Origin of the sequence: Janibacter sp. UYMM211, assembly GCF_040547045.1 — a bacterium.
Lineage (GTDB): Bacteria > Actinomycetota > Actinomycetes > Actinomycetales > Dermatophilaceae > Marihabitans > Marihabitans melonis.
Map to the genome: position 1 here is coordinate 177,332 of NZ_JBEPOY010000005.1, position 18,686 is coordinate 196,017.

The 18,686-nt window shown below is 68.6% G+C and carries 15 protein-coding genes; 12 read left to right on the plus strand and 3 right to left on the minus strand.

What is annotated here, in order from left to right:
- Nucleotides 1-97: 97 nt before the first annotated feature.
- The 5 genes from ABIB53_RS13930 (at nt 98) to ABIB53_RS13950 (ending at nt 8,145) form a co-directional block, all read left to right on the plus strand.
- Nucleotides 98-1,468, plus strand: a complete 1,371-nt coding sequence (locus ABIB53_RS13930; protein WP_354588604.1) for a lysine N(6)-hydroxylase/L-ornithine N(5)-oxygenase family protein — start codon at nt 98-100, stop codon at nt 1,466-1,468.
- Nucleotides 1,465-3,801, plus strand: a complete 2,337-nt coding sequence (locus ABIB53_RS13935; protein WP_354588605.1) for a GNAT family N-acetyltransferase — start codon at nt 1,465-1,467, stop codon at nt 3,799-3,801. Before ABIB53_RS13930 ends, ABIB53_RS13935 begins: the two co-directional genes overlap by 4 nt.
- A complete protein-coding gene (locus ABIB53_RS13940; protein ID WP_354588606.1) occupies nt 3,794-6,301 on the plus strand; it encodes a GNAT family N-acetyltransferase in 2,508 nt (835 codons plus the stop codon). Before ABIB53_RS13935 ends, ABIB53_RS13940 begins: the two co-directional genes overlap by 8 nt.
- Before the next feature lie 131 nt (nt 6,302-6,432).
- The gene (locus tag ABIB53_RS13945; RefSeq protein WP_354588607.1) at nt 6,433-7,416 is read left to right on the plus strand and encodes an excalibur calcium-binding domain-containing protein; all 984 of its coding nucleotides are present in this window, start codon (nt 6,433-6,435) and stop codon (nt 7,414-7,416) included.
- Nucleotides 7,417-7,458: 42 nt separating this feature from the next.
- Nucleotides 7,459-8,145: a class F sortase gene (locus ABIB53_RS13950; protein ID WP_354588608.1), complete on the plus strand. Its 687-nt coding sequence runs from the start codon at nt 7,459-7,461 to the stop codon at nt 8,143-8,145.
- 110 nt (nt 8,146-8,255) lie between these two features.
- Here ABIB53_RS13950 and ABIB53_RS13955 read toward each other — a convergent pair whose 3' ends face one another.
- Complete coding sequence (locus ABIB53_RS13955) at nt 8,256-8,726, minus strand: SRPBCC family protein (RefSeq protein ID WP_354588609.1); 471 nt, start codon at nt 8,724-8,726, stop codon at nt 8,256-8,258.
- Between the two features lie 36 nt (nt 8,727-8,762).
- Between ABIB53_RS13955 and ABIB53_RS13960 the strand changes: the two genes are divergently transcribed.
- Nucleotides 8,763-9,302, plus strand: coding sequence for a mycothiol transferase (locus tag ABIB53_RS13960; protein WP_354588610.1), 540 nt, complete (start codon nt 8,763-8,765; stop codon nt 9,300-9,302).
- Between the two features lie 5 nt (nt 9,303-9,307).
- Here the strand turns inward: ABIB53_RS13960 and ABIB53_RS13965 are convergent, their stop codons facing one another.
- The gene (locus ABIB53_RS13965) at nt 9,308-9,685 is read right to left on the minus strand and encodes a very short patch repair endonuclease (protein ID WP_354588707.1); all 378 of its coding nucleotides are present in this window, start codon (nt 9,683-9,685) and stop codon (nt 9,308-9,310) included.
- Between the two features lie 252 nt (nt 9,686-9,937).
- Here ABIB53_RS13965 and ABIB53_RS13970 point away from each other — a divergent pair, with 252 nt between their 5' ends.
- The 5 genes from ABIB53_RS13970 (at nt 9,938) to ABIB53_RS13990 (ending at nt 16,606) form a co-directional block, all read left to right on the plus strand.
- Nucleotides 9,938-11,413, plus strand: a complete 1,476-nt coding sequence (locus tag ABIB53_RS13970) for a DNA cytosine methyltransferase (RefSeq protein ID WP_354588611.1) — start codon at nt 9,938-9,940, stop codon at nt 11,411-11,413.
- A gap of 468 nt (nt 11,414-11,881) precedes the next feature.
- Complete coding sequence (locus ABIB53_RS13975; RefSeq protein WP_354588612.1) at nt 11,882-12,586, plus strand: hypothetical protein; 705 nt, start codon at nt 11,882-11,884, stop codon at nt 12,584-12,586.
- The gene (locus tag ABIB53_RS13980) at nt 12,579-14,627 is read left to right on the plus strand and encodes a Z1 domain-containing protein (protein WP_354588613.1); all 2,049 of its coding nucleotides are present in this window, start codon (nt 12,579-12,581) and stop codon (nt 14,625-14,627) included. Before ABIB53_RS13975 ends, ABIB53_RS13980 begins: the two co-directional genes overlap by 8 nt.
- The gene (locus ABIB53_RS13985; protein ID WP_354588614.1) at nt 14,620-15,738 is read left to right on the plus strand and encodes a ParB N-terminal domain-containing protein; all 1,119 of its coding nucleotides are present in this window, start codon (nt 14,620-14,622) and stop codon (nt 15,736-15,738) included. Before ABIB53_RS13980 ends, ABIB53_RS13985 begins: the two co-directional genes overlap by 8 nt.
- Before the next feature lie 55 nt (nt 15,739-15,793).
- Entirely contained in the window at nt 15,794-16,606 is an 813-nt protein-coding gene (locus tag ABIB53_RS13990; RefSeq protein WP_354588615.1) for a hypothetical protein, read from the plus strand.
- A 222-nt stretch (nt 16,607-16,828) separates the two neighbouring features.
- On the opposite strand, the gene ABIB53_RS13995 is transcribed toward ABIB53_RS13990, so the two are convergent.
- A complete protein-coding gene (locus ABIB53_RS13995) occupies nt 16,829-17,731 on the minus strand; it encodes an arylamine N-acetyltransferase family protein (protein WP_354588616.1) in 903 nt (300 codons plus the stop codon).
- A gap of 71 nt (nt 17,732-17,802) precedes the next feature.
- On the opposite strand from ABIB53_RS13995, the gene ABIB53_RS14000 reads away from it, so the two are divergent.
- A complete protein-coding gene (locus ABIB53_RS14000; RefSeq protein WP_354588617.1) occupies nt 17,803-18,534 on the plus strand; it encodes a hypothetical protein in 732 nt (243 codons plus the stop codon).
- Nucleotides 18,535-18,686 lie beyond the last annotated feature (152 nt).

Here is an 18,686-nt window from a genome sequence, read left to right on the forward strand (position 1 = left end):
CGCACCGCCCACCGACGGTCCACGCCTCGGTGTCGAGGTGCGTCCGCCTCGGCGTGACTTAGGTTTGGCTTACCTAACCAATTGTAGGAGGACTGACGTGCGCGACCGCACCGACTCTCGCACCCCGGAGCGGGTCGACCTGCTCGGGGTGGGGCTCGGCCCCTTCAACCTCGGGCTGGCCGCCCTCACCGAGCCGCTCGCCGCCCCGAGCACGGCCTTCGTCGAGGCCGACGCCGACTTCCGCTGGCACCCGGGGATGCTCATCGAGGGCTCGACGATCCAGCTGCCCTTCATGGCCGATCTCGTGACGCTCGCCGACCCGACCTCGCCGTACTCCTTCCTCGCCTACCTCAAGGCGTGCGGGCGGCTCTACTCCTTCTACATCCGCGAGGACCTCAACCCCCTTCGCGCCGAGTACGAGCGCTACTGCCGCTGGGTGAGCGACCAGCTGCCGACCCTCCGCTACGGCGAGCGGGTCGTCGCCGTCGAGCGCGACGACGAGGGCTTCGTCGTGACGAGCGAGCGCGAAGGGGGAGCCCCCGTCGAGCGGCTGACCCGTCACCTCGCCCTGGGCATCGGGACCGAGCCCAGCTATCCCGCCGCCGCGGCCGGCATCACCGGCACCGTCGTGCACAGCGGCCACTACCTCCAGCGCCGCGACGACCTCGCCGAGCTCGACCACGTCACCGTCGTCGGCTCCGGCCAGTCGGCCGCCGAGATCTACCACGACCTGCTCCAGCGGGCCGAGGGCACCGGCCGCCACGTCGCCTGGGTGACGCGCAGCCCCCGCTTCTTCCCCATGGAGTACACGAAGCTCACGCTCGAGATGACCTCCCCGGACTACGCGCGCTATCACCGCGAGCTGCCCGAGCCGGTCCGCGCCGGGCTGGCCCGCAGCCAGCGCCACCTCTACAAGGGCATCAGCAGCGAGCTCGTCGACGCCATCTACGACACCCTCTACCGGATCGAGGTCGAGCAGGGCGGCGTCGCGACGACGCTCGCCACCTCGAGCGAGCTGCGCGGCGGGCGCGACGAGGACGGGCGCACCGTGCTCGACCTGCACCACCTCGAACAGGACCGCGGCTACACGCTGACGACCGACGCCGTCGTGCTGTCCACCGGGTACACCCCGCGGGTCCCCGCGATGCTCGACCCTGTCCTCGGGCACCTGCGCCGCGACGAGCGCGGCCGACTCGTCACCGACGCCGCCTTCCGCGTCGACCTCGCCGAGCCCGACGCGCCCCACGGCCGCGTCTACATGCAGAACGGCGACGAGCACGTCCACTCGCTCATCGCCCCCGACCTCGGCATGGGCGCGTGGCGCAACTCCGTCATCCTCGCCGACCTCCTCGGCGAGGAGATCTACCCCGTCGAGCGCCGGATCGCCTTCCAGGACTTCGGCGTCCCCGCCGGGGCGGGCGCCCCCGCGCCCGCCCGCCCGGCCCGCCACCTCGAGGTGACCCGATGACCGCCACCCTCGAGACCACGACGACGAAGGGGGCGACGGTCACCCCTTCGCCCCGCCTGCGCCTGCCCTCGCCGATCGGCGAGATCACCATCCGCCCGCTCGACCTCGGGCTCGACGCCGACCGGCTGCACGCCTGGGTGACGACGCCACGGGCGCGCTACTGGCAGATGGAGGGCTGGAGCGCCGAGCAGGTGCGCGAGGCCTACGCCCAGATCGACACTCGCGACGACCACGACGCGTGGGTCGGCGAGGTCGACGGCCGCCCGACCTTCCTCGTCGAGACCTACGACCCGGTGGGCAGCGAGCTCGCCGACCTGCCCGAGATCGCCCGCGGCGACCTCGGGATGCACGTCCTCGTCGCGCCTGCCGAGCACCCCGTGCCCGGCACGACGACCGAGGTGATGCGCGCGGTGATGGAGCTGTGCGTCGGGCCGCTCGGCGCGCTGCGCGTCGTCGTGGAGCCGGACGTCCGCAACGACGCGATCCACGCGAAGAACGCGCTCGCCGGCATCCGCGTGCAGCGGGCGGTGCCGCTCGCGGGCAAGACGGCGCTGCTCGGGGTCGTCACCGCGCACGAGTACCGCACGAGCGAGCTCGGGCGACGCACGCTGCTCGCTCACCTGCGGCCGGACGTCGCGGAGCGGGCCCACCGTCACGTCGCCGCGAAGGCGCTGGGCGAGCTGACCCACGAGCACCTCATCACCCCAGAGGTGGTCGACGGGCGGTACGTCGTCACGACGCCGAGCGGGGCGCGGTGGGGCTTCGCCGCGACGCGGCACGCGCTCGAGCACTGGCGGGTCGACCCGGCCTCGGTCGAGCACGACTCCGGTCCCGTCGACGCGCAGCTGCTCCTCAGCCAGCTCGCCCCCGTCCTCGGCATCCCCGAGCACCTGCGCTCGGTCTACCTCGAGGAGATCGCCTCGACGATCGCCTCGCTGTGCCACAAGTGGACCCACCAGCGCCGCACGAGCGCCGAGCTCGTCGACGCCGACTTCCAGGACGTCGAGCAGGCGATGAGCGAGGGGCACCCGGCCTTCGTCGCGAACAACGGGCGGATCGGCTTCGGCGTGCTCGACCACGCCCGCTACGCCCCCGAGTCCGGTGCGCCCGTGCGCCTCGAGTGGCTCGCGGCCCGCCGCTCGCTGACCCACCTCGCGCTCGGCGGCGACCTCACCGAGGAGCGGCTCTACCGCGAGGAGCTGGGCGAAGGGGTGGTCGACGGCTTCCGCGCGCACCTCACGGCACTCGGGGAGGACCCCGACCACTACGTCTGGCTGCCGGTGCACCCGTGGCAGATGGAGCACAAGATCGCGGTGACCTTCGCGCCCGACCTGGCTCGGCACGACCTCGTGCACCTCGGGCCGGGCGAGCAGCACTACCGGGCGCAGCAGTCGATCCGCACCTTCTACCCGATGGAGCGCGAGAGCCGGTACGTCAAGACCGCCTGCGCGATCCAGAACATGGGCTTCCTGCGCGGTCTCTCACCGGCGTACATGCGCGTCACCCCGGCGATCAACGAGTGGGTGCTCGACACCCTCGACGGCGACCCGGTGCTCGCGTCGTGCGGCTTCACCGTGCTGCCCGAGGTGGCCTCGATCGGCTACACCGGCGACGCCTACCACCAGCTCGGCACCCGCACCGCGCACACGAAGATGGTGGCCGCGCTGTGGCGCGACCACCCGGCCCCCCTGCTCGCCCCCGGCGAGCGGCTGGCGACCCTCGCCGGGACGCTGCACCGCGACCGCGACGGGGTGTCGCTGCTCGGGGAGTGGATCCGCGCGAGCACGGTCGACCCGGAGCAGTGGGTGCGGGCGCTGCTGCGCGCGTACGTGCGGCCGGTCGTGCACTGCTTGCGGGTGCACCGCATGGCCTTCATGCCGCACAGCGAGAACCTCGTGCTCGTCCTCGGGCCGGACCACGTGCCGGCGCGCGCGATCATGAAGGACATCGGCGAGGAGGTCGCCTACCTCGGCTCGGGGCCGCTGCCCGAGGAGGTCGAGCGGGTGCGCATGGCCGACGACGTCGAGCTCACCGCGCAGTCCTTCTTCACCGACGTCATGGACGGCGTGCTGCGCTACGTCGCCGAGATCCTCGCCGACGACGGGCTGCTCGACGGCGACGACTTCTGGGCGCTCGTGCGCGAGTGCGTCGCCGAGACGGTGCGCGACGGCGGCCCGGTGGCCGCCGACCTCGCGCTGGACCGGGCGACCTTCGCCCACTCGTGCCTCAACCGGCTCCAGCTGCGCAACACCCTGCAGATGGTCGACCTCGCCGACCAGGCCTCGTCGCTGACCTACGTCGGCGAGCTCGTCAACCCGATCGCCGATGCCTGAGGTCGTCGCCTCCGGCGCGCGGTGGCGGGTCGAGAGCGACAAGCACGGCATCGCCCGGTGCGTCGGGCGCGGTCTCGACGACCTCGCGTACGCCCAGGGCTGGGCGTGCGCGCACGACCGGGCCTGGCAGGTCGAGACCGACCGGCGTCGCAGCACCGGCGGGCTCGCCGACTGGCTGGGCGACGAGTCCTGCCGAGGCGTCGACGAGCTCGCCTCCCGGGCACGGCTCGACGCGCTCGCGCTGCGGTGCTGGGCGCGACTGCTCGAGGAGGAGCCGGAGGTCGCGGCCTGGCTGCAGGCCTACGTCGACGGCGTCAACGACGGCATGCAGGTCGGCGCCGCCCGCTCCCCCGAGATGGCCGCCGCCCGGGTGCAGCCCGGGCGGTGGGCGCCGTGGTCGCCGATCGGGGTCTTCCTCGTCAACCACGTCCTCTTCGGCAGCTATCCGCACGAGCTGTGGCGCGAGCACGTCGAGGGCACGCTCGGCGAGCGGTGGGCCGACGTCCTCGCGCCGGCGCACGGCCACCCGGCGCTGTCGGGCAGCAACGCGTGGGCGGTGACGCCGTCGCGCAGCGCGACCGGCGCACCGTTGCTCGCGGCCGACCCGCACCGGCTGCTCGAGTGCCCGGGCATCTACCAGCAGGTGCATCTCGTCGCCGAGGAGGACAGGGTCGACGTGCTCGGCCTCGCCTTCCCCGGCGTGCCCGGCATGCCCCACTTCGGGCACACGGGCGACGTCGCGTGGGTCATCACCAACGCGATGGCGCACTACCAGGAGCTCGTCGACGACGGGCCCCAGGTGGAGGAGGCCACGGACGGGCCGGTCGTGCTCGACCCCGTGGCCGGGCGGCCCGCACGTCGGCTCCGGACTCCCGCGTGGGTGGGTTCGCGGGTCGGCGTGCGGGCCTGGCGCGACCTGCTGCTCGCCCACGACGTCGAGGACGTCGACGCCGCGCTCGAGCACTGGGTCGAGCCGGTCAACGCCGTGCTCGTCGCCGACAGCACGGGGCAGGTGCTCGAGCGGGTCGCCGGCCTGACCGCCGCGGGGCCGACGACACGGACCACCCGCGTCGTGCCCGACGGGTCGGTCGCCGTGCACGCGAACCACGCGAGCGCGCTCACCGCACCGTGGGGCCAGGCCTTCGCGCCCGACCACCGGGCGCGACGGGTCGAGAGCCTCCTCGAGCCGCACGACCAGGTCACCCTCGACGACTGCGCGCAGATCCAGCGGGACGCGGTGAGCGGGTCGTGGCCCGTCCTGCGCGGGCTGCTGGCCCGCCCGGTCGTCGGGCGCGGTCTCGACCCGGCCGCGACGCAGGTCCGGGAGGAGCTGCTCGGCTTCGACGGCGCGATGGTCGCGGCGAGCGAAGGGGCGGCCCTCGCCGCCCGCTTCCGCCTGCACCTCGCGCAGGCCGTCCTCGACGACCCGGCGCTGCTCCCCCTTCGCTCCGGCAGGGGTCTGCCCGCTCTCTACGCGCCCTGGACCGACCCGCTCGCCCGGGTGACGACGAGCCTGGAGCGCGTCGTCGAGCGGGGCGAGGGGCTGGGTCTCGCGCTCGAGCCGGCCACCCGGGCGGCCCTGCACGCGGTGGCCGCGGAGGGTCGGCCGGCGACGTGGGGCGAGCTGCACCGGGTGCTCCCGCTCGTGCCGCCGGGCTCCACGACCCCTCGGCTGCGGACCCCGGTGAGCGGGGCCGACGACGCGGTCTGCGCGACGAGCACCCACACCGGCACCGGGCACGACGTCGTCCGCGGACCCGCCGCCCGGGTGCTGTGGGACCTCGGCGACCGCTCGCGCAGCCGGTGGGTCGTCCCCTTCGGCGCCGACGGGGTGCTCGACGCGCCCCACGCCCTCGACCAGGCCCCGCTGTGGGCCGCCGGCACCACCCTCCCCGTCCCGACAGGAGACCCGATGACCGTGACCATCCCGCTGCCCGGCGGTGCCGAGGCGACCGCCCGGCTGCTCGACCCGCGCGGTGACGCCGCGCTCGTGCACCGGTGGGTGACGCAGCCGCGGGGGCGCTTCTGGGGCATGGGCGACCAGAGCCTCGAGGAGGTCGCGCAGACCTACGAGTACGTCGCGTCTCTGCCCACGCACGACGCGTACCTCGTGCACGTCGACGACCGGCCGTGCGCGCTCGTGCAGCTCTACGACCCGGCGCAGGACCCCCTCGGCGAGGTCGTCGAGGTGCGCGAAGGGGACCTCGGCCTCCACCTCTTCGTCGGGCCGGAGGCGGTCGGCGTCGCCGGTCTCGACCGGACCGAGACGGCGATGGTCGCCGCGATGCGGCTCGCCTTCGGGCGGGCCGGGGTGCGGCGGGTGGTCGCCGAGCCCGACGAGCGCAACGTCGCGATGCTGCGGCGCATGGCGCAGGCCGGGGCGGACATCGGCGAGCGGATCCGCGTGCACGACAAGGACGCCCGCTACGTCGTGCTCGACCGCGCAGCCTTCGAGCGGGCGGAGGAGCGGGTGCTCGCGGCGTCGGTGGCTCGCGTGTGAGACCGACCGCCCGGCGCACAGTCGCGCCGGGCGGGCGGTGTCGTGAGGCGGCGGGGCGGTGACCTGGGCATACTGCTGCCATCTCGCACCGGCGACGCCACGTCCGGTGCCTGCAGGGGAGGTACCACCCTATGCGCGCTGCCCACCGCACCGCTCTCGCCGTCGCCGCGGTCTCGCTCGGGCTCGCCACGCCCGTGCTCGCGAGCCCGGCCCTCGCCGCGGGCGGAGGTGCGCTGTGCGAGCCCGGTACGACCGTGACGATCACCAGCGCCGCCGACGCCGCGACGACCGACGCCGTGCGCGACGCCCTCGTCGCCCGGGGGCTGGCCCCGGCCGCGTCGGGAGGCGCGATCACCGCGACCCTCGCTCCGGCCGACGCGGTCGTCGACGGGGGGTCGCCCTCGGTCATGGCCGTCGCGATCCACGCCGGCGAGCTCGACCCGGCCGCGGCCGTGGAGGGCTCGGACTGGGCGCCCATCGGTCTCGCCGGCGGCGGAGCGGCGACCGAGTCGCTGCTCACGCAGGCGTGCGGCGAGCTCGAGGTGCCCGCGGTCGAGGCGCCGGCTCAGGCGCCCGCTGCTGACTCGGCCCCGCCCGCGGCGCCCGCGGCGCCCGCGGCTGCTCCGGCCGAGGCTCCGGTGGCTGCGCAGCAGCAGGCTCCCGCCGCCGCGCCGCCGGCGGCAGCCCCGAAGGCTGCCGCTCCTCAGGCTGCTCCCGCTGCAGCCCCTCAGGCCGCGCCGAAGGCGGCTGCACCGAAGGCCGCCGCGCCGAAGGCGGTCCCCGCGGCCAAGGCTGCGCCCGCCAAGCCCGCTGCTGCGGCGAAGGCTGCTGCGCCCATCGCCGTCTTCGACGACAAGAACTGCGCCGACTTCGCGACCCAGGCCGAGGCCCAGGCCCTGTACGACAGCCTCGGTGGTGTCGCCAACGACGTGCATCGCCTCGACAGCGACCGGGACGGCATCCCGTGCGAGACGATGCTGGCCTCCGACCGCAGCGGAGCGATGCTCATCGACAGCGGCTTCGGCGACCAGGCCGACCTCCTCGGTCTGCTCGGCGGCAGCCTCCTCGTCGCCGCCGGTGTCGGCTGCGCCCTGCGGATCCGCCGCGTCGCCTGACCCGCAGCTGATCCCCCTTCGACCGCTCGTGACGGCATCAGCGTGAGCCCGGACGCGAAGCGGGCCACCCTGCTCACCCTCGCCGTCGCGCTCGTCAGCGTCGGCGGGCTCGTCATCTGGATGTCCCTACGCACCGAGCCGCCGGTCGCCGCGCTGAGGCCGAGCGAGACGTACATGGTCGCCGAGCCGACGCCCGACCCGGTGACTGCGGCGCCGGTCGAGCCGATCCCGGACGACTCGTCCTCGAGCGCGCCGGCAGACCCGGTCGGGCAGATGGATCCCGCCGACATGGGGCCGGACCGGCTCTACGTGCCGGCGCTGCGGATCTACGCGAGCCTGGCGCCGGTACGCTTCAGCGGGGGCCGGCTCACGGTGCCGGACCAGCCGTGGCGGGTGGGCATCGACACCGAGTCGGCGGGTCTGTCCGCCGGTGAGGGCACGACGCTGCTCGCCGGTCACGTCGATCTCGGCGGCACCCCCGGCGCGCTGTCGCCGCTGGCGCAGATGCCGGTCGGCGCGCGCGTCTACGTCACCGACGAGCAGGGCCGGCGCAGCGACTTCGTCGTGTCGTCGCTGCAGCAGTACTCGAAGGTCGCGCTACCTCGCGAGATCTTCGCGACCGACGGCGCCCGCCAGCTCGCGCTCGTCACGTGCGGCGGCCCGGTGATCTCCGACGGCATGGAGCGGCACTACCGCGACAACGTCGTCGTCACCGCTGTCCCTGTCTGAGCGCCATTGGTGATCGAGGTGCGAGGGCGCTCAGCGCCCGAGCTTGTTGCTGGTCGAGGTGCGAGGGCCGCCAGGCCCGAGCCTCGAGACCACCACCACCCGCCGAGCGGTCACCCCTTCGCCCGCTCCTCCGCGAGCGCCTTGAGCTGCACGAGCCCGCGCTCGAAGTCGCCGCCGAGCTTGTCGTCGAGACGCAGCACCTTGGCGAAGACCTGGCCCGCGACGCCTCGCGTCCCGCGCATCGTCCACGTGACGTCGGTGCCGCCTTGCGCGGAGGAAACGAGGGCGAAGGTCACCTGGTTCGTCGCCTTGAAGGGCTTGAGGAAGGCGAGGTCGACGTCGACCTGCTGCGGCGTCGAGCACGTGACGACCATCGAGCCCTGACCGGCCTTGGCGTTGCCGCGCCACTCGTAGCGGGCGCCGGTCCCGCGCTCGGCACCGGAGTACGTGCGCTGCAGGTCGGGGTCGCTGCCCTCCCAGGGCGACCACGCGACCCACTCGTGGAAGTCGTCAACGCACGCGCGGACGACCTCCGGGTCGGCGACGACGTGGGTGGAGCGCGAGATGACGAAGTCGGCCATGGGCCGATCGTAGGACCGCGGTGGCACGCTGGTCAGATGACTGAGCAGACCGGCCCGACCCCCGCCCTCGACGTCATCCGTGAGGCCTTCGCCCGCGTGCGCGACGGCCTGCCCGACCAGGTCCGCGGCCGCTCCTCTGACGACCTGCTGTGGCGCCCAGCGCCCGACGCGAACCCCGTGGCGTGGCTCGTGTGGCACCTCGCGCGGGTCCAGGACGACCATCTCGCGGGCGTGGCGAAGGGGGTGGGTCACCCCGTCGAGGAGGCGTGGCCGCAGTGGGAGGAGCGCTTCGGGCTGCCCTACGACTCCGACTCGATCGGGTACGGGCAGAGCAGCGAGGAGGTCGGCGAGTTCTCGGTCGGTGACGCCGAGCTGCTGCTCGGCTACCTCGCGGCCGTGCACGAGCGGACCGAGGAGGTGCTCGGGTCGATGAGTGACGACGACCTCGCGACGGTGGTCGACACCTTCGACGGCGAGGACGTCACCGCCCAGGCCCGACTCGTCTCCGTCATCGGGGACATCACGCAGCACCAGGGGCAGATCGGCTACGTGCTGGGGCTGCTTGAGCAGCGGTGAGGCGTTCAGGCCTCGGTCTCGTCGAGGAGGCGCTCGACCTCGTCGGCCGCTGCGGCGGGGTCGACGTGCTCCCAGATGCGCAGGACGCGCCACCCGGCAGCCTCGAGCAGGTCGTCGGTGTCACGATCGCGGCCGTAGTTCGCGGCGAGCTTCTGCTCCCACCACGCCGAGTTCGCCGCCGGCCTGGTCCCGTGCTCCGGGCACCCGTGCCAGAAGCAGCCGTCGACGAAGATCGCCAGCCGCTGCCGAGGGAAGGCGATGTCGATCGTCCGCCGGTTGTTGCCAGGCACCTTGACGACGAGTCGGAACCGTCGACCGCGGGCGTGCAGCTCGCGCCGAAGAGCCACCTCAGGGGCTGTGTCTCGTCGCCTCGCGACGGACATGCGGGCCGAGAGCGAAGGGGACGACGCCCCGGGATGACGGGGGACGTTGAAGGTCGCCACGGCCCGTCCCCCTTCGTTGTCGGCGCTCGATGATGAGATCTCGGCTCACGATCAATCACACCATCTGCCAGGGTCGAGCGGGGGTGACGACCCTGCGAGGTGCACGTGCTTCAGCCATCACTCGACCTCGACCTGAGGACACCCCGAAGGAGCTCCCAAATAGCTGACGCTTCAGCTGCTAAGCTCGTACACGTGAACGAGCTCACCAGCGTCAACCGGCACGACGGACCGAGCGACCTCGCGTCTCCGGGCGCTGCTCCGGCCTTTCGCTACGTAGATCTCTTCGCCGGGATCGGGGGCTTCCACGCAATGCTCGACCACGCCGGTGGCGAGTGCGTCTACGTCTCCGAGATCGACCGCGAGGCTCGGATCACGTACGCCCGCAACTGGATCGACCCGCTGCCCGAGCACCGCCGCCCGATGGTGAATACGGACATCACGCTCGACACCCCGGAGCAGGAGGAGGTCGGAGTGCCGGAGCATGACGTCCTCGCAGCCGGTTTCCCTTGCCAGCCCTTCTCGAAGTCCGGTTACCAGCGCGGGATGGACGAGGCCCGCGGCACGCTCTTCTGGAACATCGCCCGGATCCTGCAGGACCGCACCCCCGCTGTCGTGCTGCTGGAGAACGTCCGAAACATCGCAGGACCGCGTCACCGGCACGAGTGGGAGACGATCATTCGCACGCTGCGTGAGATCGGGTACCGCGTCTCCGAGACGCCGACCGTCTTCTCCCCGCACTTCCTGCCGCCGGAGATGGGTGGCACGCCGCAGGTGCGCGACCGGGTCTTCATCCTGGGCACCTTTATCGGTCCTGAGCGCGTGCGCGAGGAGCTGGAGGCGGGCCTGCAGCCTGCTCCGACGGTGGTCCGTGCCCCGGTCAACGGCTGGAAGGCCACGGACTGGCGCACCGAGTGGGTCCTCGACGCGGACGAGTCGATCAAGGACATACAGCGGTATCGCCTGAGCGCGGACGAGGTCGCCTGGGTCGACGCCTGGGACGACCTCGTGCAGCGCATCTGGTCGAGGACCGGCACGCGGCTCCCTGGGTTCCCGCTGTGGGCCGATCACTTCATGCCGGAGCGCACGCTTGACCCCGTCGAGCTCGAGGCCCTCCCTCGGTGGAAGAGCCAGATCCTCGTCAAGAACGCTCGCTTCTACGACGACAACAAGGCGGTCGTCGACGAGTGGCGCAAGGCCCACCCCGGTTTCAAGGCCTTCCCGGCTTCCCGTCGCAAGCTCGAGTGGCAGGCGCAGGACACCGCCAGCCTGTGGGACACGGTGATGCACTTCCGCCCGTCCGGCATCAGGGCGAAGGCGCCGACCTACCTGCCAGCACTCGTCGCCATCACGCAGACGTCGATCTACGGCCCCCGCCGCCGCCGCCTCACTCCGCACGAAGCCGCACGCCTGCAGGGGTTTCCCCGTTCTTTCACCTTCGGGGATCAGCGGGACTCTGCGTCCTACAAGCAGGTCGGCAACGGTGTCGCCGTCGGAGCAGCCTGGCACGTCCTACAGACTCATGTTCGAGCGAATGCGTCGGATCTGCCGAACCAGTTGGTGTTGGCGGTCCTAGACGCGGACTCAAACCCAGCCAGTGATGCAGTAATTGTCAGAGGTCCGGAGCACGCCTGCAGCGCCGATCGTCAAACTAGGCTAGAGGCAAGTTGACATCACAAAGACCCGACGCTTAGCCGCGAACAACAGTCCGGCTACTCAGACTGCTACCCGGGAGGTCCTACCATGAAGGACGTGTGTTGGTCGCCTTGCGGAATCACCAGGTAGCGCGCTATGGATGAACGCACTATGGCTGCGGTGATAGACGTTTTTCGAAGCAACCCAGGCAAGTTCTACACAATTGGCGACGTTGTCCTGTCTGTACGTATAGCTGCTGCCAATACCCACGATCAAGATGTCAGGCATTGCGTCCTTGCCATTGCCGAACTGTCGCCGTCGCCTCTAGCGCGACTTGGTGGCTCATTCGCCTGGGTGCCCGAGGCTGAAACCCCTCAAGACCTCTTCGAACGTCCTCACGCAGACCCCGGAAACAGCGGACCATCTGCTGGGGGTCCACGGCCCAATGGCCCACCCCCGCTCCGGGACCAGTGGATCGTGCAGCAGCGTGCTAAGGGTCGGGGGTTGGCCGAGATCGCCTCTCAGACTGGGGTCACCCGCGAGAGAGTTCGCCAGATAGTCAAGAAGCAAGGAACCGTATCCGCAGAACAGGTGCGGCTGGCGAAAGCCCGAGCCAAACAGGACAAGGTCGATTCGCAGACTCAGGCAATCCGTGAAACCATCGATACTCACGGGCCGATGACGCACGAACAAGTCGCTGCGCAAACTGGTCTGACCAATCCCGAAGTGCGCCGACACTGGCCCAAGGACTTACTTCACATGCGACTCGAGGGCTCCAGCGGGCGGCGTAGGGTGACGTGGACCGAGACGTCAATCCTGGATGCCTTGCGCGATGCTGCGACCTACGAGTACCCGCTCACCCGGAGCGCTTATGCCGAGCTGGTGCGCGCCGGAGCCGTCAAAGGGCCCAGCGCTCCAGCAATTGACAAGCGCTTTGGCAGCTGGGTCTCTGCCTGCGACGCTGCGGGCGTGGAACCAGGCGCTACGCCTCGAACGACGTATCAGTCCAAGTGGACAGACGACGACCTACTCGACTTCGCTCGGCAATACTTCCTCGACCCGCTGTATCCAGCCTCCGCGCACCGATACGATGATTGGAGGCGCACCAACGCACCCGATGCTCCATCGATGCCCACATTGCGCAACCGGTTCGGAACTTGGTCCGAACTCAAGCGCCAGGCTCTGACAAGAAAGCCAGACGATGACTGAGGTCAGCAGGCTAGACGCCATTCTCGCGGGGCACATCGATGCGGACACGCGTACCAGTATTTGGGAGTCCGCAGGACGGATTTTGGAGAATGGCCCGTCGGAGGGCTCCGCGAGCGGTCAGACTGCTCTGGCGCTCGGATACGTCCAGTCAGGAAAGACGACATCGATCACAGCGCTCGCCGCCGCAGCCGCGGATGAGGGCTACCAGTTGATCATCGCCCTCCTTGGCTCGACCAACCTCCTCCTCGACCAGAACAGGTCCCGCTTGGAGACGTCTCTGGGCGTGGCACGCCCGAGCGAGTGGGTCTGGTACTCCACTACAAACCCGACGACGGAGACCGCCGGAAAGAACCTGGCTGACTACGTAGACCGCGGCAGGGTCTGCCTGGTCTCGGTCTTGAAGCACGCCGGCCGAATCAAAGCAGTCGCGAAGCAGCTCGAGAAGATTCCCGACGACATCAAGGTCCTCATCATAGACGACGAGGCTGACCAAGCATCACTGAATACCGGCCGAGAGGTTGAGAGTCGCACGTATGCGGCAATAAAAGTACTCAGAGATGCAGTTCCCCGTCATCTGTACGTGCAGTACACCGCCACGCCCTATGCTCCGCTGATGCTGGAAGCCACCGACTCCCTGAAACCCGATAGTGTCGAATTTCTTCAGCCAGGGAAGGGTTACACGGGAGGGAAAGAGTTCTTCCTCGACAACTCATTCAGGGTGGTTCGGAACGTCCCCATGCTCGACGAGCAGGCCTCAAAGTCGCCCCCCCTGGAGTTGCAAACCAGCCTCACGCAAGCATTATCTTCATTTCTTGCAGGTGCATCGCTTCTTCTTGCGAACGAGCCAGCAAGCCCACCGATCAGCATGCTCATCCACTCCACGGCACGAAACGACGTCCAAGCCAGGTACGAATTTCTGATCCGGCAACAGGTCAAGAAGTGGCGGGCGGAGCTGTTGGCTGACCCGCACCAGAGCATACCCGGGTTGATTGCGGAGGAGCGGGCCCGCCTAGTAAGAAACGGTGCATCAGATGTCGATGATGCCGTTTTTCAGGCCAAGCTTCAGTTCGCTCTCGCGGAAACCACTACATGGCTGGTCAACAGCACTGCTGATATCAATAAGGTCGAATGGCATGTTGCTCCCATTCACATACTGGTCGGCGGAAACAAGCTGGACCGTGGCTTCACTGTCGAGGGGCTGACGGTCACGTACATGAACAGACCTGCCAGCCCCCAGGTTGACACCTTGGAACAGCGCGCCCGTGCGTTCGGTTATCGAGCAGATCTTCTTCCGTACTGTCAGTTCTTCGCCAGCAAAAAGACAACCCGGTCGTTGACGGAAATTGTTCATACTGAGGAGGATCTCAGAGCTCGCCTGCAAGATCATGTAGCAGAGGGCGGATCGGTCAAAACCTGGGCTGAGGAAATCGGACTCTTGCTGCCGGAAGGTATGGCTCCGACACGAACTAGTGTCGTTCGTGCGCTGTCCACCCTCGCCCTCGGTTGGCATGCGCAGCGTAAGCCATCCCTGAACTCTGTTGACAACCAATTCAATCGGCGTTTAACTCGCGAAATTGGGCTTCTCGATGCCCCCAGACAACTTCACGGCCGCCTCCACCTGAAAACTCTACAAATGACGGACGCCACTCCGGTCGTTAACTTCTTGACCGCATGGCGTCGCTCCGAATATAGCCCAGGCTGGCTTCAAGATGAGTTCACGGACGCATTGGTGCGCGCCTTCGCACACGTTGGCGTGATTACTCTCATCCTCATGGAAGATGGAGACCGGCCCCGGGTGCGCAAGTGGTCCGAGGAGTCTGGCTTCGTCAACCTCTTTCAGGGGCGCGACCTGAAGCCCCAGCCCAATGGCGATTACTACCCGGGTGACAGAGATGTTCTGGACCTCCAAGACGATCCCGATCAGATCGTGATCCAAGTTCACAGAACTGTCGTTCGTGGCGACCCTTTGGGGAATGAAATCCTCGCGCTAGCGCTATACCTCGGTAATGGTAGAGTAGTTCGAAAGGAACTCAGTGTCTGAGAACATCCCCTCAAGCTCGGGTCGCCCAGGGAACGTCGCGCTTCGCGACCTTCGGCTCGATCCTGAAAATCCACGTATTCCAGAAAGCCACCGCGGAAAGCCTACGAATGAGCTTGCCGTACTGCTCGAGATGGGGTTTGAGGCCTTTCCGGTCGCTCAGTCGATTGCACAACTTGGCTTCTTCAATGCGGAGCCGCTGATCGTGATCCCAAACCCTTCTGAAGCAGGCACCTGGATTGTCGCAGAAGGAAACCGGCGGCTGACCGCCCTGCTTGGCCTCGCGGACCCCGGCGTTCGGTCGCAATTCGCTACTCCAGACCGATGGGAGCGACTAGCGAAAGAGCGGTCTTTCAACTCCAGCATGATGATCCCCGTTATCATGCATGACTCTCGGGACACGACACATGCAGAAATCGCGCGGGTCCATGTGGTCGGGAAATTGCCGTGGCGCCCTTTCATGCAGGCAAAGTACATCGCTGCTCGAGTGGCAGAGGGCCGCACCATTCAAGAGGTAGCGGACTTGATTGGCATACCGAAGAGCAAAGCAGCCGACCTGTATCGTGATCAAGCAGTTCTAACTCAGGCCGCTAGTCTTGGACTGCAGACATCGCAAGTCGAAGCCGCCTTCTCGCTGCTCACTGTTGCTATGGGCAGTACCAAGATCAGGAATCATGTTGGCGCGCCACTTGGTTCTCGAACCGAGGTAGGTGTGGACCCAATTCCGTCAGATAAGTCAGCGGAACTCAAAGAGATGATTCAATGGGTGTTCGGTGATGAAGAGCGGGAACCTGTGGTTTCTGACTCGCGGCAGATTCCCCAGCTAGGAAACGTTATCGCCAATGACGTGGGTCTGAGCGTGCTGCGTCAAGGCAAGACTCTCGAGGAAGCGAAGCAGACCATTCAGGCCGTCGGCCTTGACCCGCTCGAGTCTCTCACTAGGAGACTTACCGCCGGGAGAAACTCTCTCAGCGCGGCATCGAGTGATATCGCGGAATTCGCTGCAGATGCGCAGATACAGACCCTCGTTGCTGACGTTGAGTCGATCGTGGAGAGTCTCCGTTCAACAATCGACGAGGTCCTCGTCGAGCAGATGGCGCCCGCAGTTGAGTGATTTCTCGGCCGGCTCTTCGGAACTCCTAGCAGACTGGGTCGAGAGCAGCCTACTCGTGAGCACAGCAGGGCACCTCAGTAGAGGTTTACTGTTTGATCTCGCCAGCAGCGAGCTTGGCTCCAGCGAGGCATCAGTCTCATTGGCACTCGACGTCATGGTGCGTCGCGCGAAGAACCTCGGGAAAACATACCCTTTTGTCGTGAATGAACTGGCGGTGCTGCGCACGAACTCCTCCTGGGCAGAGGTATACGCTTGTTTGCTCCACCTGACGCCCGGGTCGATAGCGCGGCAGACCATTCGTCATTCCGAGACACCTCTCATGGGTGCGCTTCTTGAGGAGGTCTCCGAGGTCGCCCTAGCCAACTTCTGGGGACACGGCGGCGAGGCACTGGCGTTCGGGTACCCGTCGAAGCATGGGCGCCCGAAGGAGTTCAGCCTCGCGGTACCGTGGGTGGCTGAGAAGATTGGGCTAAGCGTTGGTATGGGATACAGGCCCCCACGGCGCAAGGATGGTGGAGTCGATGTCATTGCGTGGAGACAGTTCGCGGACCGCCGTCCCGGTTTTCCCATTGCTCTCGCCCAATGCACCATTCAGTCCGAAGCCTTTACCAAGACCTCGGATATCGATCTCCGTCTTTGGGCAAGTTGGCTGGCAACTGACGTCGACCCGCTGAGCCTGTTGGTGTTGCCCGGAACAATCAGAGCATCGGGACCTGAGTGGGGCCAGCTTACGACGGTGGTAACCGTGATCGACCGAATACGGGTCATGGAGTTGCTGCAGCGGGGTTGCGACCCTCCGGCCGTAGGAGGTTGGGTGACGGAGACCACAAATGGCTTGAGACCTCTCATGAAGGCGAGCGAATGGTAGTGCTCAAGGAAGACATCGTCATTCAGATCTCCCACCTCCTGGGTGCGTCTCCACCGCCGATGTCGACTGGATCCACCGAGCCTCGCGAGATATTCGATCTGGTCAACAGCACCTTGGGCCTCGAGCTTGGAGGGTCGTTGACGAAGCCACAGATGGCGCAAGCGATCGTCGAAGCTGCGGGACACCCTTGGAATGCCGACTACGAATCTGCGGGCGGCACTGTCACGAAGAAGGGTCTGCAGGCCGTTCTGGAAGCCGTAGAGTTCTTCGTCGGTTAGCGATGGCGTGTTGCGCTGACTTGCGTTGTGTCCGCAGCTCCCTCACGCGCTCGACAAGGCGTCCCCCTTCGTCGTCCGTGAGGTGAGCGCCGATCTCCTCGCACACCTCCGGGATCTCCTCGTCTGCCAACTCCCGCAGCTGCGTCTCCTCCCCCGCCCGCCGGATCTGCAGCCCGTCGATCGTCAGCGTCATGTGCACCGGACGCCCGTCGGCGTCGACGTGGTGCCGCGCCACGGTGAGCGTCCGGGTGAAGTGCGACGCCGGGTGCGTCGACGTGTAGTGGTGACCCATGACGACGTCGATAGGACGCACGGGCAGCTCGTCGGTCGAGTGCATGAGCTCCCACCCCTTCGCCCGCTGCCGCCACAGCTGCCAGGCCGGGCCGGCTCCCCCTTCGTCGACCCGACGGATCTCGTGCTCCCAGATCCCGCCCTCCAGCCGTGCACCGTCGCGCAGCTCGATCGGCGCGAGCGGCGGGACGCCGATGCCCGGGTCGCTGAGGTAGCGCGTGCCGTCGATCGTCATGACGACCGCGAGATGCGTGCGCGGGGCCTGCTGCGGGTCCCCCACCCGTGCGAGCCGCAGCTGCGCGTCGTACCCAAGCGCGGTCACCACGGCGTGGAAGAGCGTCGCGTGCTCGAAGCAGTAGCCGCCGCGCCCCCGGCCGACGAACTTCTCGGCCACGGCGTCGAGACCGACCCCGGGATGCTGACCGAGGAGCACGTCAATGTCGTCGAAGGCGAAGGTCCGCACGTGCGCCGTCTGCAGCGCACCGAGCGCGGCCAGGCTCGGCGGCTCGGCGGAGGCACCGGTGCGGGCGAGGTAGGCGTCGAGGGCGAAGGGCATGTGCCCACCTTCGACCCTCAGGTGCACGTGAGGTCAACTCCCGCAACGACATCCGTGCGATGCTCGGCCCCGTGACGAGCAGCGCGCGCAGGATCCGAGGCCGGCAGTCCCCGGGTCGGCTGCTGCTCGACGAGATCTCGCCGTACACGTGGGGGCTCATCGGGCTGCTCGCCGTGGCGAGCGCCTACGGCAGCTACGACAGCCTGAGCGACGCGTACGGCGACCGGCACCTCGGTCAGCTCCCGCTCGCCGCGCCGTCGGCGGTCGCGGTCTGGGCGAGCTTCGAGCTGCTCTGGCGCCGGACGGCCCTCCCGCTCGCGCAGCGGCTCTTCATCGCCTGCATCCTCACGCCGCTGCCGAGCGTCGTCATCTCGACGGTCGTGTGGGTCGCCTTCGGCGCGAGCGGGTACGGCCAGGACCTCATCACCTCGACGAGCGAGGGCATCTACGACCACTACTACTGGCCGCGTGATGAGCGGGGCTTCGCCGCGGCGCCGCTCATGTTCTTTGGCGGGTGGGGCGTCGCCGGCTTCATGGGGCTGATGTCGCTGCTCGTCGCCGTGCTGCCGGTCAAGGCCTTCCTCGCCACCCGAGAGGTCATGGACGGGACGCGGCTCGACCCGGCGGCCGCCTCAGGGGCGGCCGTCGTGCGCATGGCCTTCGGCGCGATGTCCCTCGGCACGCTCACCGCGATCTCCTGGGCCGCAGGCGGCCCCGAGGCACTGACCCTCGGCCTGCTCGTCGTCACCGTCGCGCTGCTCGGCTGGGCGGCGGCCACCGCCGTGACGCGCCCCCGACGCTGACCTGGCCGATATCGCGTCGACGCTGTCCTCCCCCTTCGCTAGCCTGGCAGCGACCGACGTCGGCGGTGACAGCACCGACGCCCTGCCACGCATGAGAGCCGAGATGACCGAGATCCGCGGAGCCGCGACCACGCGCTGACCCGACGACCACG